The sequence below is a fragment of the Bradyrhizobium sp. ISRA436 genome (assembly GCF_029910015.1).
GTDB lineage: Bacteria > Pseudomonadota > Alphaproteobacteria > Rhizobiales > Xanthobacteraceae > Bradyrhizobium.
In genome coordinates this window covers 5,947,809-5,961,860 of the sequence record NZ_CP094519.1, presented here as the reverse complement: position 1 = coordinate 5,961,860, position 14,052 = coordinate 5,947,809, and the positions used below count along the sequence as shown (strand labels likewise).

Here is a 14,052-nt window from a genome sequence, read left to right as displayed (position 1 = left end):
CGAGGACGCCATATGTGGAAGCGCCGCACCCGCTCGAGATTGCGGGCTGCCGGGCACTCGTTGGAGAGACTGTTACCCTCCACGGCTTTCTCGCGGATATTAGGCGATACCCGAAGGTCACCTTCCTGTCGCTCCGCGACCGTACCGGCGCGATCCAGATCGTATGCAAGCGACAGGATTTGCTGGAAGAAGTCCACTCACTGACCCGCAACAGCGCGATTCGTGTCAACGGCATCATTAAGGCCGGGCGCGGCGAGGAGATCGAACTCGAGGCGTTAGGTATTGCGGTGCTCACCGTAGCCGAGCCATGCGCGCTCCGCGAAGCATCAGCTAGGTCTCCCGCAATGCGGTTCCTGACGATGCGTGAACCGCGTGAGCAACTTATTTGCGCGGTCCGAACCACGCTGCTCAATGTGCTGCGCGGGACGCTGCTAGAGCAGGGGTATCGCGAGATCCAAACACCGAAGATCACCGCCGCTGGAAGCGAGTCGGGAGCGGCTGTGTTCAATCTCAGTTTTTTCGGAGAACCCGCCTGCCTCGTGCAGTCCCCCCAGTTCTACATGCAAATGGCGATGGCTGCCGGGTTTGGCCGCGTGTTCGAGATCGGTCCGGTCTTCCGCGCAGAGCCGTCGCAGACAAACCGGCACGCGGCCGAATTTTCCTGTCTCGACGTCGAACTGTCCTGGATCTCCTCGCATCACGACCTGATGGACGTCGAGGAGAGCCTGCTTTGCGGACTACTGGAGGAACTCGCGCGGCTCCATGGTCACGATATCGAGCGCCAGTTCGAAATACCGGTGAGCCGCATCGATGCGCCGATTCCGCGCATCTCGTTCGAAGAGGCGCTGTCGATAGCGCGCAACGGTTCACTCGCGCTCCGCACCGATCGACTGTCGCCTCAGGACGAGCAAATCATTTGCAAGAAGCTGAGCCAGCGTACTGGCTCCGACTTCGTGTTTATCACCGATTATCCGGCGGACGACCGGCCTTTCTACACGATGCGCGACGATGGCTCGCGCAAGGCGAGCCGCAGCTTCGATCTGCTCTGGCGCGGCGTGGAGATCACCTCGGGATGTCAGCGCGAGCATCGCTTCGGCAATCTAGCGACGCAAATCGAGACTGCTGGCATCGACGAGGAAACGCGAGCCCGCTATCTGGCTCCGTTCTACCTGACGATGTTCCGGCACGGCTGCCCGCCACATGGCGGCTTTGGCGTGGGCATCGATCGTTTCCTGTTCATGCTCCTCGGCTGTTCCTCCATCGCCGATGTCTCGTTCGTCTTCCGCGGACCGGAGGGCTTGATGCCATGACGGCTCAAAGTCCGCTCGCGAACAGGAGAGGTCCGATCCAAAGGGCACTGGCCGCGCACGTGGCGGCGCGCTTCGATCTCCCGTTGGCCGTCGGTGTTGCTGCGCGATCACCCCTTGGCTGCCGCGCGATCCGCATACAGCCTGTCGCCACCACCCCAGAGCGGTCGAGACAATTGTGCCGCGAAATGCATGGCTGGCTGACCCGGCAGCACTGGATCGCCGGCGCGATTGCAGCGCCAACCTGCGTCTATGTCCGACCGGACGATGAATGGTTGCTGAGCTCGTCAGTTCTACCGGGCGACGCCGCCGCCTTCGCGGTCACCTCGTCCGCGGTGCACACCGTCCCTCCAGCATGGAGCGACGTCAGGACGTTGCACGATTGGCGCGTTCTGCATGTCGGCCGCGCGGTGCGACGCCTGGTCCCGCTCGACGTAGGCTCGAGCGGCAACTCTCCTTCCAGACCTCTCACCGTGGGGGCAGGCCGGCGCGACGACGCTGGGCTCATTGCGGTTGCACCGGTCGATGTCGAAAATGGCGCCATGAAGGCAAGCAACGCCGGCGTGGTCACGCCGGATGACGTGTTGCTTGCCATTCGATCCATCGCACGTCGCGCCGACGATGCGGGCAGCCGCACGCTCGAGCGCGAGGCGGATCTCGCGCTCGCCTTCATTGTTGGTCGCGTGCCGCGTCTGGATCACGTACGGATCAGCCTGCAGCGCATTCAGAGCGACGTCGCGGCCTGCATGTCGATCGTAAGCGCCTTGACCGGACGGGTAGACGGGCCGCCAGGGATTCAAATCCACAAGAAGGCTGGCGGCGACGATCCTGCCGAACTTGCGATCGAACTCGACCTGCTCGGGGTTGCTCTGGATCAAGCGGCGGAGCGGCTCGATCCTGCGCCCTTGCTTCGATATGTCCATGCGCTGTCGCGGCGCATGCTTGATTCCAGCCCGTTTCTCCGCCGCGACGTCGCTTCGGCGGCTCGCGCAGCGCTGCATGCAGCCCTGAGCCATGCCGGTTGCCTCGAGGCCGACGCCTCCGCTCTTTCCGCAACATCCCAACCATGGAGCTAGATGATGTCGACCGAATTTGATGCTGCCTACACGTGGACCGCGGACGTGCTCGCTTCGCTGCGTCACTCGCTCAGCCGCGGCAAGTTCGACGAGATCCTTCCCGCCATCCTGTCCGACCGTTACGAACCCGGAGCGAGGCACAGCATCGCGGTCCTTGGCGACCGAACACGGCCGCAGGTGTCCAAGGGTCCTGACGGCGTCGTCGTCCGAGGCGCGGAGTTCTACTATCTCCCGGTTAGCCATTGCGTCGAGAAGCAGCTGTCGCTGGAATACCTTGATCGCGTGTACTGCGTGGCGCCTTGCGTTCGCCTGTTGATGGCCGGTGAGGACATTTCCCGGCGGCATCTTTACAGCTTCTTCCAGGTCGAGATCGAGTGGAAGACGACTGATGCCGATGATGTCTACACCGCCATCGAGACCCTGCTGCAGGATTTCTCCACGGATCTGTTGGCACGGCGCCGCGCCCGCGGCGAATTGCCGGAGGAAGCCGAGCGCCGGATCGCCCAGCTCGGCCGGGTGCCATATGAGCGACTGCCGTTCGCCGCGGCGCGACAGCGGGTCCAACATGTCGGAGGCGCAAGCAATCCTCATGCGGCCGGCGATCTCACCCATTCCGAGGAGACCGCATTGTCCAATGCGGCCGATGCACCGTTCTGGCTGACCGAGTATCCGGAGGGTGTTCGGGACTCATTGTATCTCCGGACTCCGAACGGGCTGTTTGCCACCTACGATCTGATCCTGCCGCACGGATATGGCGAGGTCGCAACCGGTGGTCTGCGTCCGGACTCCGCGGACGCGATTCTCGCCCAGGCGCGCACTCTCGGTGAGGAACCGCATCCGCACTACGCCGACTGGAAACGTCGCACTGCCATCCAGACCGGCGGCCTCGGCTTCGGCCTCGAACGCCTCGTTCGCTACTGCGCCGGGGCTGAAAGCATTCTCGATTTGCGGGTGGCGCACGACCAGGGGCCGAACGCCAAGATCGTCCCCCGGTTTGCAGCCGCTGCGGAGTAACGGCCATGGATATCGCGCGGGCGCTCGAAGTGGCGGATTTCGAACGAGCGGCGGAGGCATTAATGGCGCCGCAGTACTGGGCGTACCTAGCCGGCGGCGCGGGCAACGGTGGCGCGGTCCGCGCCAATAGCGATGCTTTTGGCCAGGTCAGCCTCGTGCCGCGCATAGCGACGGAGGATTGCTCCTCGCCGGCAACCAGCCGCAGGCTTTTCGGCCGCATCCTAACGATGCCCGTGTTGCTGGCGCCGACCAGTCCGCAACGCCTCTTTCATGAAGACGCCGAGCTCGCCTGCGCGCGCGCTGCCAGAGCCGCCGGAACACTCATGGTCGTCAGCACCGACAGCCATTTCGGGATGGACCAGATTGCCGCGGCCGCCGGCGGCGCCTGGTGGCTCCAGCTTTACGCCTACCAATCGCGCGAACATGTCGAACGCCTCGTCAGGATGGCGGAGCAGCATGGTGCAGAAGCTCTCGTCGTCACCATGGATGCACATTTTGCCGCGCGCCGCCTCGGCACCGAACGCGCAGGATTCGTGACGCCGGCATTCGTCGACTTCGGCATCATGCGCAGCATCGGTGTCGAAGGCAAACCGGGCGCGGGCCATGCGAGGATCGCCCGATTGCCGCTGACCTGGAAGGATGTCGAGTGGCTGCGCCGCCTGACGCGGATCCCGATCCTGCTCAAGGGCGTTCTGCATCCGGACGATGCACGGCGGGCCGTCGAAACCGGCGCTGACGGCATCGTCATCTCCAATCACGGAGGACGTCAGCTCGAGGCGGCAAGCGGGACGCTGAATGCCCTCGCCGACATCGCGCCTGCGGTACCCGGCCAGTTTCTGCTCCTACTCGACGGAGGCGTCCGCTGCGGAAGCGACGTCGTGAAGGCGCTTGCGCTAGGTGCACGCGCCGTGTGCATCGGCCGCCCCTATCTGTGGGGCCTTCATCTGGCCGGCGAACAGGGTGTGGCAGCTGTGCTGGCGCTGCTTGCGGCCGAGCTCAGGGGCACCCTTCAACAGTTGAATCTGCCGGGTATTGACGCCATCGACGCGTCGATCGTGCGTCCCGCGTATTCGCCGCGCTTCTGGTCCGGCTACAGATCCATGGAGGTACATAGCTATGCGTAGTTCGGCCAGTTTGTTTCGAAACCCCGCGTCGTCGCCCATCTATTTCACGCGAGGCGTGCCGCCATCTGAGGCAATTCCTTCGGAGGAGCTCGGTGTCATCGCGCGCAGTCTCGTCGACCGGCCGCCGCAGCAGCTCTTCCAGTACGCGCCTTCGAACGGATATCTCGGCGACCGCGTGTTGCGCGCCGCCATCGGCGAGGCAAACCGGGTGAGCCCGGATGAGGTCTTCATTGGAAACGGCTCGCTCCAGGTGCTCGACCTACTCGCCGCAATACTCGTCAAGCCCGAGCGTAGCACGGTCTTGGTCGAGCAACCGACCTATGACCGTTCGATACGCATCTTCGGCCGGCACGGCGCACGGGTAGTCGGCGTTCCCCTGCAGGGCGACGGCATCGACATTGCGATGTTGGCTGAGCAGATGAAGCGCCTTCGAGCGGCAGCGCTCTACCTGATCCCGGACTTCCAGAATCCGGCCGGAATTACCACGAGTCTTGTCAAACGTCGGCAGATCTTGGACTTGGCCGCCGAGTTCGACGTTCTCGTCATCGAGGACACGCCCTATCGCGAACTGCGCTTCGAAGGTGTTGCCCAGCCGCTGTTCAAGGATATTGCGGGACGCGCCCGTGTCGTCACAATCGGCTCCCTGAGCAAGACGCTGAGCCCCGGATTGCGGATCGGCTACGCGATCGGCTCGGGGGCCCTCATGCGACAACTCGCCGAGCTGGCGACCGACACCTACCTGTCGCCCGCCCCGATCTGCCAGTCGATTGCAGCGGAGTGCTTCCGCGCCGGCTTGGTCGAACGGAATATCGTGCGGGTGTGCGACCTGATCCGGCCGAAATGGGCGGCGGCGATCGGCGGTGCCTCCGAGATCTTCGGCCGCGACTGCATGTGCCTGCCACAGGGTGGCTACTTCCTCGGCATTACCGTGAATTCCGATCTTTCGGAGCCCGCTTTCATCGCCAGTGCATCGACGGCCGGTGTGATCATGACACCAGGCTCCGCGTTCTTCCCATCCGAGGGGCAGCCGGGAAGCGGGACGCTGTTCCTGCGTCTGCCGTTTCACGCGCTCGACCCGGGCGATTTCAGATCCGGCCTCGAGATCCTGCAGAACATCCTGGCAAACGGACGGCAGCGTTCGCGAGGCGCGGACTTGGAGGCTTCCAATGGCAAGTTTACTGGGTAGCGAACTCGAGTGTCGCACAGCAGGGGCGTTGGGCGGTCACTTGGCGGTTTACTGCGAGCCGCGCGCGAACGCAGCCTCACTGCCCTTGCTGTTGCACCCATCGCTCCGCAACGCGGGTACGGCGCATGAAGCGTTCATGGAGGCGGATCCCGATCGCGATCCCAAGCGCTGGGAAAGCGGCGCCGCGGCCAGGTTGCAACGAATGCTTGGGCAATCGCAGATCGGAGAGATCGCAACCGCCTTGCAGCGCGATGATGTGATCCACCTGCGCGGGCTTCCGAGGGATCCGATATCGCCTCCGACACCTTATGAAGGCGATCCTGACATGTCGTCGCTGCGCCTGACGCTGGCCAATGTGGTCGGTGTGATGGCCGTGCTAGGTCTGCAGGCATTCTCCTACGATTGCGAGAACGACGGCCGCATCGTTCGTCACGTCTGCCCGCGTCTTGCCGCGACCGGCGAGGCAAGTTCGCAAGGTTGGGCAAAGGAGTTGCTGTGGCATGCCGATGGCGCCTATCGCGCTATCGGCGACGAGCGCAACGCCGTCAGGTCGCCGGCGCCGCGGTGGCTGTGCTGGGCCGTCATCCATGATTCGCCGTCGATCCCGATTACATTCGTAAGGCTGGTCGATGTTCTCGCGAGTCTCGATCCGGCGACAGTTGAGGCGCTACTGCAGCCGCAGTTCGTGGTGGGCGCTCCCGATTCATTCCGCGATCGAACCGAGGCCCGCTCGGTGCCAATCCTGGTGCGGGACGGCAAAGGCGGCTTCTACTCCCGCTACAACCAGGCCCTTTGTCGCGGGACAACGGCTGCCGCATGTGCATCACTGGAAGTCATGGCGCGCGCGTTGGCCGACAGGAGGCTGGTCCACCACCTCCCGATCGAGACCGGCGATATCGTCATCCTGGACAACTGGCGGACTTTGCACATGCGTCCCGATTTCCAACCGCGCTGGGACGGCCGCGACCGCTGGCTCCTGCGCATCTACGGTGCCGAAGGTGGTACGTCTGCCGTTCGTGCGCGAGAGCATTTCCCATATTGTTGGAGGTAAAGCCATGCGTGCAGAAGCTCCCGTGAAGCTACGCCTAGCATCGGTTTCGAGACTTCAGGTCACCACTCCCCAGGAATGCCCCAGCGAAAGCGCGATCCCGGCCATCAACATCCGTCTATTCGGCACCTTCAGCCTGGGCGTCGGCGGCAACCGCGTCGACATCTCGGCGCGGCTGGCGGCGATCCTGGCGTATCTGGCGCGCCGGTCGGGCAGCGAGATTCCGCGTGATCGCCTCGCGGGACTATATTGGGGACGCATGCCCGGCGAGCAGGCGCGACGCAACGTTCGCGTAGCACTGTTCCGGATCAACCAGTTGCTGCATTCCGCACACCCGGCCGTGCCTGCGAGACTGATTCAATCCTTCGGCAATTTCGTCAGCCTGCCCCGACGTTCCTTTCTGCATATCGATGCCAACGAATTTGAGACCGTCTTCGACGATTGCTGTTCGCACCCGGAGATACTCGCCGCCGACTTGCTGAGGGTGCAGCGCGTTGTCGAGCTCTACAGGGAAGATCTGTTGCCCGACCTCGACGAAAGCTGGATCATTGAGGAGCGGGAAAGCCTGCGCTCGAAATATCTGTCGGCGCTGAAGTTCCTCATCCTCGCCTGCCTCAACGAGAACGACCGCAGGAGCGCCCTCTATTGGTGCGAGCGCGCGATGAAGGTTGACATTGGCGATGAGGAGACTACGGCGCTTGCTATGAAGATCGCTTCGCAAATGGGCAACCGATCGCACGCCGTAAAGACTTTCCGCGCGCTCGCACTGGTGCTGCGCCGTGAATTCGGCATTGCACCCTCTGCCGAAATGGTCGACCTGCTGCGGGGGCTCACGTCGGATCCGCCGAATCCTATCAGCTTCGAGATTGACGTCGGCGCGATAAAGCGCAGCTTCTTCGGGTACGCCAAACGTCCGGTACGGTGAGATGTCGGGTCCAATAGATGCCGCTGAAGCGGAGTTCAATGCAATGCCGTGCCTGTCGCCATCGTCGCGAGGCATGAGCTCCCTACTTCGCTCGCTTTCACAAATCGATCGGTGCGATTCGCAGTGCTCCAATCGGTATGCCCCTTGCGCAATATGAAGTCTGCTTCGTCAGACAACCTAGCGATATCCGCCTTACGAGCATTCCGACGGATGAAACAAGGAGTACCCTGCGCACAGTCGGACTGGATCAAGCGCGTGGTTCGAAAGCGGACGGCATTGTCGCCGGGGTAATTGCTTCTTGGCGACGTCAGTTGAGAGCAACCGCAGCTGGTCAACGAAACAGAATTGCAATTTGTGCCGGCCGTCACGGATCGCGAGGACCGGCACCCCCGCTTTCGATGCCGGCACACTCGCCAGCCGGCATGCAGCTAGCTATCCGCTGCAGATTTGGCCCCGACGCCACGACCGAACGCGAGCGACGGCCGACGCATCCGCGCCTTCACAGGAGGCGTCAATCACCAGCGGCCTGAAAGGCCCAGCTCACTGCATCCTTTGCGTCGTGATCGTCGACAAATGCTGCCCGTTGGGATTCCTGTAACGATTAGCGAGGCTTTGGAATAACGAAGCCATCTCGTCCGGATCTGATCGAACGGTAAATTCTCCATAGTTAGGATCGAAAAGCGTGGTCCTTCCATTCGAGGCCGACGTCGCCACTGTGTGTGCGCCGCCTTCGGCGAAATACAAGCTGAGCAAATGATTTGATCCATCTTCGTTGATTTCGTTCACCATCCGCTTGATGTTCGAAGACTTGCCGAATGCGAATCTCTTCTCTTCTCCAGCCGGTTCCAAGCCTGCGTCCTCCAACATGGTATTTTGTGCCTGAAGGTCGGCCTGAGAAGATCCTGCTCCCCTCCTCCGCAACAAATCCTTGAGAGTTTGATATTGCTGCTGCCGTTCAGCCGCTGAGGCATGCGTTCCCGATCCGGGTGTGAGCGCACTCATTCGGGTAGATGGGCTGTTGTTAAGATGGCGGAACCATTCCGCAGTCAGCCCAACGCAGATGCCGTCCACATTCGCATCACGCAGGCCGGCCGTTCTGTACTCGAACAAGGAGGTGGCCGAACTCTCTGAAGAGGATGTACTGGGGTCGGAGGCGCTAGAAGTGTGAACGTTTGCATCCGAGGTATGTGGCTTGCTGCAGCAGGCTCCCATCTTGTCAGGCAATTCCCCCGGTTGTGAGCTCCACTGAGGCGCGAGATCTGCAACTATCTTCGTAAATCTGCCGCTATCCACCGACTGGCTCGGTTCGTCAGCTTGTCTAACGCGTGTGGATAAGCCACTGATTCGATCATACATGACGATTCACCTTTCTGTGCTGCGCTAGTATCTACGCATCAATTCGGGCTGCTTAGGCCCTGCTGCGAGGATACCCAGACAAGCTGATGGCGAGCTGACGGGCAGCTGTCGTCCGGCTTGAAAAACGTCCTTTGTCGGACTTCTGACAATGTCTGATGTGGCGCGGCGGAGCGCTGTGCCAGATCCTCCCGCGCGCAGGCTGCCAGATTCCGGAACGTCACCGACAGGCTATCGCTGCGATGCTCTCGCGGCATGCCCTGCCGGGGACGGGGACGCCATGGCGATCCTGAACAAGCTGGTGCGAGCAGCCGGACTTCAGTCGGCACTGGTTGGTCCCGGGGGGACTTTCTTACCATCTTATGGCTTTCGCCACCAATGCCGTCGCGCGTTGGCGAGACTCATGATCGCTGGATACCGGCGAGACGAACGCTCGCCGGGATTATGTCCGTTCGATCATCGATGCAGTCGATGGCGAGGCCATCAGGATCATCGGCAGCAAGGATGTCCCGCAAGCAGCCACCGCCCGCAGACAGACCGAGAATGAAAATGTTCGCGGTTTTGTGCGCAAATGGCGCGCCCGACACGATACGTGACCTTCACCTTCTGAGGGGCACTCAAACTCAGGCGGAAAAGCGCAGCGCCTCCCAAAGGCGCTGCGGCTTCTATGCAAGGGCAAAGATAAGTCTGCTCATTATCCACGCTTTAGCCCTCCAGCGACCCAATGAAAGTAACCCGCTAGGCTTCTGTTGCGACATCGTCGTACCAGTGTTGCCGGTGCTCGCTGTCCTTGTCGTATCCTTGCTCCTCGGTTGGCGCTAGGTGATTTCAAAATCCTCAACGCCAGCGCGTTGGAGCTACCGCTCTGGAACACGTAGCCCATGCGCCGGCGCGAGCGAACCGGATCGACGTTACGGACGTCCTTGCGTTCCAGCATGAGGCGGCCGCTGCGGATCGAGCAGGCGGTTGACGAGCCACAGCAAGGTGGATTTGCCGGAGCCGGATGCGCCGACGATCCCCAGGAATTCCGCCGCGGCAACATCGAGCTGGACATCGTCGACGGCCACGACGCGTTCGGCGTCATGACAGTTGGTAAAGCTCTTCCCGACATGGGCGCAAGCGGTCAGGGTGCGAGTGCCATGGTTGGACTGGACCACTGCGCTAGTGTCGCAAATCCAAAGCTCGCTTTATTCTGCGGGAAGCACCTTCGCGACTCTACGCGGATTTAGGACCCGCTGAGCGGACATACAGCCGTGGAGTATCCAGGGCGCGATTATGGCTCGCCATCGAGGCAATAGAAGGCAGCGGCCTTACAGTCATGGCGCGCCAGTTGCTCCACTCGCCAACTTTTGTAGCTGAGGATGGCGATTGCGACGGAGGCAAGGACCGCTCCGCCGACAATCTTGGTTGTGTCCGCGCCTCTGAACGAATTAGCGGCCAAAGCGACGGCCAGGGCCGACACCAAGAGATAAATACCGCGAGATTCGAACATCCTAGTCGTTCTTTTCTCCAGTACTATTGATCTAGAAAATTGAGCCATGGAGAACAGCTAGAGTCGACCTACGGCCCGGGCCATGGCAGAGAACTCAGCGTCAAAGGTGGCGATGCGCCGGTCCAGTTCCTTCCCAGCGTATGTGCATATCTCCGAGCAGGAACGTCATGCGCCGGCTCAACGTGCCGGAGCCGCAATCCAGCAGTCCGCCGAGCAAGGTGGCGTAGTCGAGCGTGGCCCTGCGCCACGATGTGCCTACGCTCTAGCAGAAGGCTCCCGATCTGGTTCGTCAATGACGTGCGTTCGGCGACCAGGCGGTCGCGCGCCCGATGCAGCGTCTGAACGTCAAGCTGCTCCTCGCGTTCAACGAAGCGCACGATGGGGCGGGTCGCAGCTTCAGCGATAGCCTCGGCATCGCGATGGTCGTTCTTCTGGGCCTTGACGTAAGGGCGCACATACTCCGGCGACAGCAGCCGAACCTTGTGCCCAACGCCGCCAGCCACCGCCCCGTATGATGGGCGCCGCAGCATGCTTCGATCGCCATTGTGCAGGCGCCAGCTTGCGGCGAACGCGATCACCCCGTCGCGACGCATCCGCCGCCGCACAACGATGGTCCCGCGCTCGTCCAACCCGACGACACTGCAGCTGTGCTTGCCCAGGTCGATGCCAAGGATCACTATGGTCCGTTCCCTCTATTTCTGAACACCGACATCCTATACCGACGTCGGCGGGAGGGGCGGGCCATCCATAAAGGGCGCGCGACCAGGCTCTGGGGCGTTCCAGAGGCGGATTAACCCACCGAGGTCCACACGCTCGCCGACGCGCGGGCGGCCACTCAGGGTGATAATCACCCCCGGTCAGCAGTGCGAAATCACCGCGGCACCCGAACTCCTCGAGGGCGTCGTGGCCCATCATGTCCTCGCCGACAAATGATGCGCTAACAGATCGTGACATTGACAAATGCAAGCGGACTTTGATACCTTTACGTTTCTTTTAGGCACTAGAAGATACGAAAACAGATCATGGAGCGGAACTCAGAAGCAATCAAACAGCTAGGACGGCTCCTCCGGGACGCAAGAAAGCAAGTGGGCCTGACCCAAGGGCAGGTGGCCGAACGCGCGGGCATTTCTCGACCGCGATACCGCGATATTGAGTTGGGCGACGCCGCTGCACGGGCGACCACGCTGATTAACGTCGCGCGCGCGCTCGGCATGGAGCTGATGCTGATCCCACAGGCGACGGTACCCGGCGTCAATGCACTCCTTCGTCCATCCGAAGACGAAGATCGGCCGGCATTCACTACCGACATGGATGATGATGATGAGCACCCGGGTCCGCGCCCCTGACACCATTCAGTCGCTGGACGTGTTCCTTCAAGAACTCAAGGTTGGAACGCTCGTGCGCACGCCGGGTGATTTCAATGCGTTCAGTCTGGATCCGACCTATCGAGCTATGGCGCGGCCCCCGATATTGAGCCTCTCGTTCCGCTCCGCTGATGGCGGCCTTCGTAAAGATCCGAAGCCCGCAGCACACATACTGCCGGCATTCTTCGCGAACATGCTGCCCGAGGACAAGCTTCGCGAGGCGATGGAAAAGCACCACGCGGGCACAGTGAGGCAAGGAAACGATTTCGACCTCCTGGCGGCGCTTGGCGAGGACCTGCCAGGCGCGGTGCGTGTCGTGCCGAGCGACGGCAGCACAACGATAGCGGTTCAAGAAAACCCACATGAGATCAAAGCTCGGTTCTCCTTAGCGGGAGTTCAGATGAAGCTTTCTGTGATGAAAAACACGGACAAGGGCCGACTGACTTTGCCCATCGGCGACGAGCAAGGTCAGTACATCGCAAAATTCCCTTCGGCCAACCTTATCGGATTGTCGGAAAACGAGTTCGCCATTTTGGCAATGTCCGAAATCCTCGGAATGGATGTGCCCGAGCGCGAGCTTGTCGATAAATCCGATTTCGAGGGAATTCCCGAAGAATTCAATACTCTGTCGACCGGCAAGGTCTTGCTGGTGAAGCGTTTCGACCGGCGGCCGGAAGGCGCCCGAATTCACATCGAAGATTTCGCTCAGGTCTTTGGCCGGCAGCCATCCAAAAAATATGATGCCGCATCATACCACGACATCGCCTCAGCGCTGAACGTGGCGGTTTCGACCGACGCCGCACTCGAATTCGTTCGTCGACTGGCCCTTGCCGCGCTCGTCGGCAATGGCGACATGCACTTGAAGAACTGGTCCACAATATACCCGGGTGACGGTTGCACCCCGGCTATCGCCCCCGTTTATGACGTCCTATCGACCACTGCTTACTTTCCGAAGGACGATATGGCCCTCTCTCTCGGAGGAGAGAAGTCTTTCAAAGCGCTTACTCCGGACTGCTGGCGCAAGTTCGCCAACCGCGCGCGTCTACCCGAACCGGCGGTCATCTCGGCTGTCGAGGAAGTCGTATCGTCGCTAAACGACCATTGGTGGAATCTCCCAGAGCGGGATGTCGTTCCGGCCGCCGTTCTCAAATTGATCGATGCTAAAATTGAAGAAATGAGCCCGATTCTAGATCCCGTCCACTTTCCAAGGCCTTCCCTATCTAACTCCTAAGCTTGGCGTTCCTCGGCTCTAGTCCGCGGGCTCGCCGATTGCGCTTCTGAACGCTCCGTGTACGTCGCGTCGGCCCGGTGGATTCTGTTGTAGTCGTCTCCGCCGGTTTGCATCTTTCACCTCGTTCTCTGAAGTCGGCGACCGCGACGGTCGTATCAAAGATGCCTTCTGTCGTATCGCCATCGCAAAAGGCAATCGCGATTGCCCGAGATATTCGTCCCGCTAGCTTCGGTATGCTTGTGTTTTGGAGTGATCCTAGTCACTCCGGCAAAGGCGCAAACTATCTGGACCTGGACCACCAACCAATAAGCTCAGCATTGAGCGTCAACAGCTTTGACCGGGATACAGGCCCAATCTCCGGCACTTGCACGAATGACCTGCCACTGCGTAGTCCCACCAATGCCGATCCTAAGACGCGCTTCGGTGTTCCGATCTGGCCAGCCGGCGTCGTCGGATCTTTGGCACACCACGATACAGTCGTAGCCGCCGCTATGGCAGCGACGAAAAGGATTGCAGCTCTCGGCATCGATATTGAGCCTAATGAACCTCTGCCGGAGAACCTGATCGAATTGATCGCCACCCGCACGTTTTCGCTCGAGCTAGTTATTTCCAAGAATGTAATCGGGTTGGCGTATTCACGGCCGAGTAAAGTGGACGGGGCCGACTACCCAATCAACCTCCGAGGGCTGAGATCGTCAATCGAAGATGGCGAAGTTGTCTTTGTTTTTGGCGGTCAGCCCTTCAGCCTTGAACCCGCAGTTGCTGACGTGGCGGCAAGGTCGATCAAGTCGCCGCGATTGGTGGACGCCTTGACAAAGACGAAGACTGCCTGCGCAGCTGCAAAACTCTGACAAGTTTGAGGCTTGTAGCATCGCTGTTCTAAGTTGACTGGAGTGCATCGGGCCCGCAAGTTCCCGACTTCGAGAAATTGA

At 61.1% G+C, this 14,052-nt stretch carries 12 protein-coding genes and 1 pseudogene; 10 read left to right on the top strand and 3 right to left on the bottom strand.

All coding sequences use genetic code 11. The features are described from left to right. Positions 1-14 precede the first annotated feature (14 nt). The 7 genes from aspS (at position 15) to MTX23_RS27760 (ending at position 7,680) form a co-directional block, all read left to right on the top strand. Positions 15-1,310 carry an aspartate--tRNA(Asn) ligase gene (aspS, locus tag MTX23_RS27790; protein ID WP_280973334.1) on the top strand — a complete coding sequence of 432 codons (1,296 nt, stop codon included), beginning with the start codon at positions 15-17 and terminating at the stop codon, positions 1,308-1,310. Between the two features lie 59 nt (positions 1,311-1,369). Next, positions 1,370-2,383 carry a hypothetical protein gene (locus MTX23_RS27785; RefSeq protein WP_280973332.1) on the top strand — a complete coding sequence of 338 codons (1,014 nt, stop codon included), beginning with the start codon at positions 1,370-1,372 and terminating at the stop codon, positions 2,381-2,383. A 3-nt stretch (positions 2,384-2,386) separates the two neighbouring features. Then, positions 2,387-3,397 (top strand): amino acid--tRNA ligase-related protein, encoded by a 1,011-nt coding sequence (locus MTX23_RS27780; RefSeq protein WP_280973331.1) that lies wholly within the window; start codon positions 2,387-2,389, stop codon positions 3,395-3,397. Between the two features lie 5 nt (positions 3,398-3,402). Then, complete coding sequence (locus MTX23_RS27775; protein ID WP_280973330.1) at positions 3,403-4,521, top strand: alpha-hydroxy acid oxidase; 1,119 nt, start codon at positions 3,403-3,405, stop codon at positions 4,519-4,521. After that, positions 4,514-5,707, top strand: coding sequence for a PLP-dependent aminotransferase family protein (locus MTX23_RS27770; protein ID WP_280973329.1), 1,194 nt, complete (start codon positions 4,514-4,516; stop codon positions 5,705-5,707). The genes MTX23_RS27775 and MTX23_RS27770 overlap by 8 nt, the downstream gene beginning before the upstream one ends. 136 nt (positions 5,708-5,843) lie before the next feature. After that, a complete protein-coding gene (locus MTX23_RS27765) occupies positions 5,844-6,758 on the top strand; it encodes a TauD/TfdA family dioxygenase (protein WP_280973328.1) in 915 nt (304 codons plus the stop codon). Positions 6,759-6,762: 4 nt separating this feature from the next. Beyond that, positions 6,763-7,680, top strand: a complete 918-nt coding sequence (locus tag MTX23_RS27760) for a BTAD domain-containing putative transcriptional regulator (RefSeq protein ID WP_280973327.1) — start codon at positions 6,763-6,765, stop codon at positions 7,678-7,680. Between the two features lie 540 nt (positions 7,681-8,220). On the opposite strand, the gene MTX23_RS27755 is transcribed toward MTX23_RS27760, so the two are convergent. The 3 genes and pseudogenes from MTX23_RS27755 to MTX23_RS27745 form a co-directional block, all read right to left on the bottom strand. Further along, positions 8,221-8,790, bottom strand: a complete 570-nt coding sequence (locus tag MTX23_RS27755; protein ID WP_280973326.1) for a YopT-type cysteine protease domain-containing protein — start codon at positions 8,788-8,790, stop codon at positions 8,221-8,223. 1,154 nt (positions 8,791-9,944) lie between these two features. Further along, a complete protein-coding gene (locus MTX23_RS27750) occupies positions 9,945-10,100 on the bottom strand; it encodes an ATP-binding cassette domain-containing protein (RefSeq protein ID WP_280973325.1) in 156 nt (51 codons plus the stop codon). Between the two features lie 555 nt (positions 10,101-10,655). Next, a pseudogene (locus tag MTX23_RS27745) lies at positions 10,656-11,205 on the bottom strand (transposase); the annotation flags it as partial. A 342-nt stretch (positions 11,206-11,547) separates the two neighbouring features. Here MTX23_RS27745 and MTX23_RS27740 point away from each other — a divergent pair. The 3 genes from MTX23_RS27740 to MTX23_RS27730 all read left to right on the top strand — a co-directional run bounded on the left by MTX23_RS27740 (position 11,548) and on the right by MTX23_RS27730 (position 13,971). Then, positions 11,548-11,871 carry a helix-turn-helix domain-containing protein gene (locus tag MTX23_RS27740; RefSeq protein ID WP_280973323.1) on the top strand — a complete coding sequence of 108 codons (324 nt, stop codon included), beginning with the start codon at positions 11,548-11,550 and terminating at the stop codon, positions 11,869-11,871. Beyond that, a complete protein-coding gene (locus MTX23_RS27735; protein ID WP_280973322.1) occupies positions 11,846-13,120 on the top strand; it encodes a HipA domain-containing protein in 1,275 nt (424 codons plus the stop codon). Before MTX23_RS27740 ends, MTX23_RS27735 begins: the two co-directional genes overlap by 26 nt. Positions 13,121-13,197: 77 nt before the next feature. Next, positions 13,198-13,971, top strand: coding sequence for a hypothetical protein (locus tag MTX23_RS27730; RefSeq protein ID WP_280973321.1), 774 nt, complete (start codon positions 13,198-13,200; stop codon positions 13,969-13,971). Positions 13,972-14,052 lie beyond the last annotated feature (81 nt).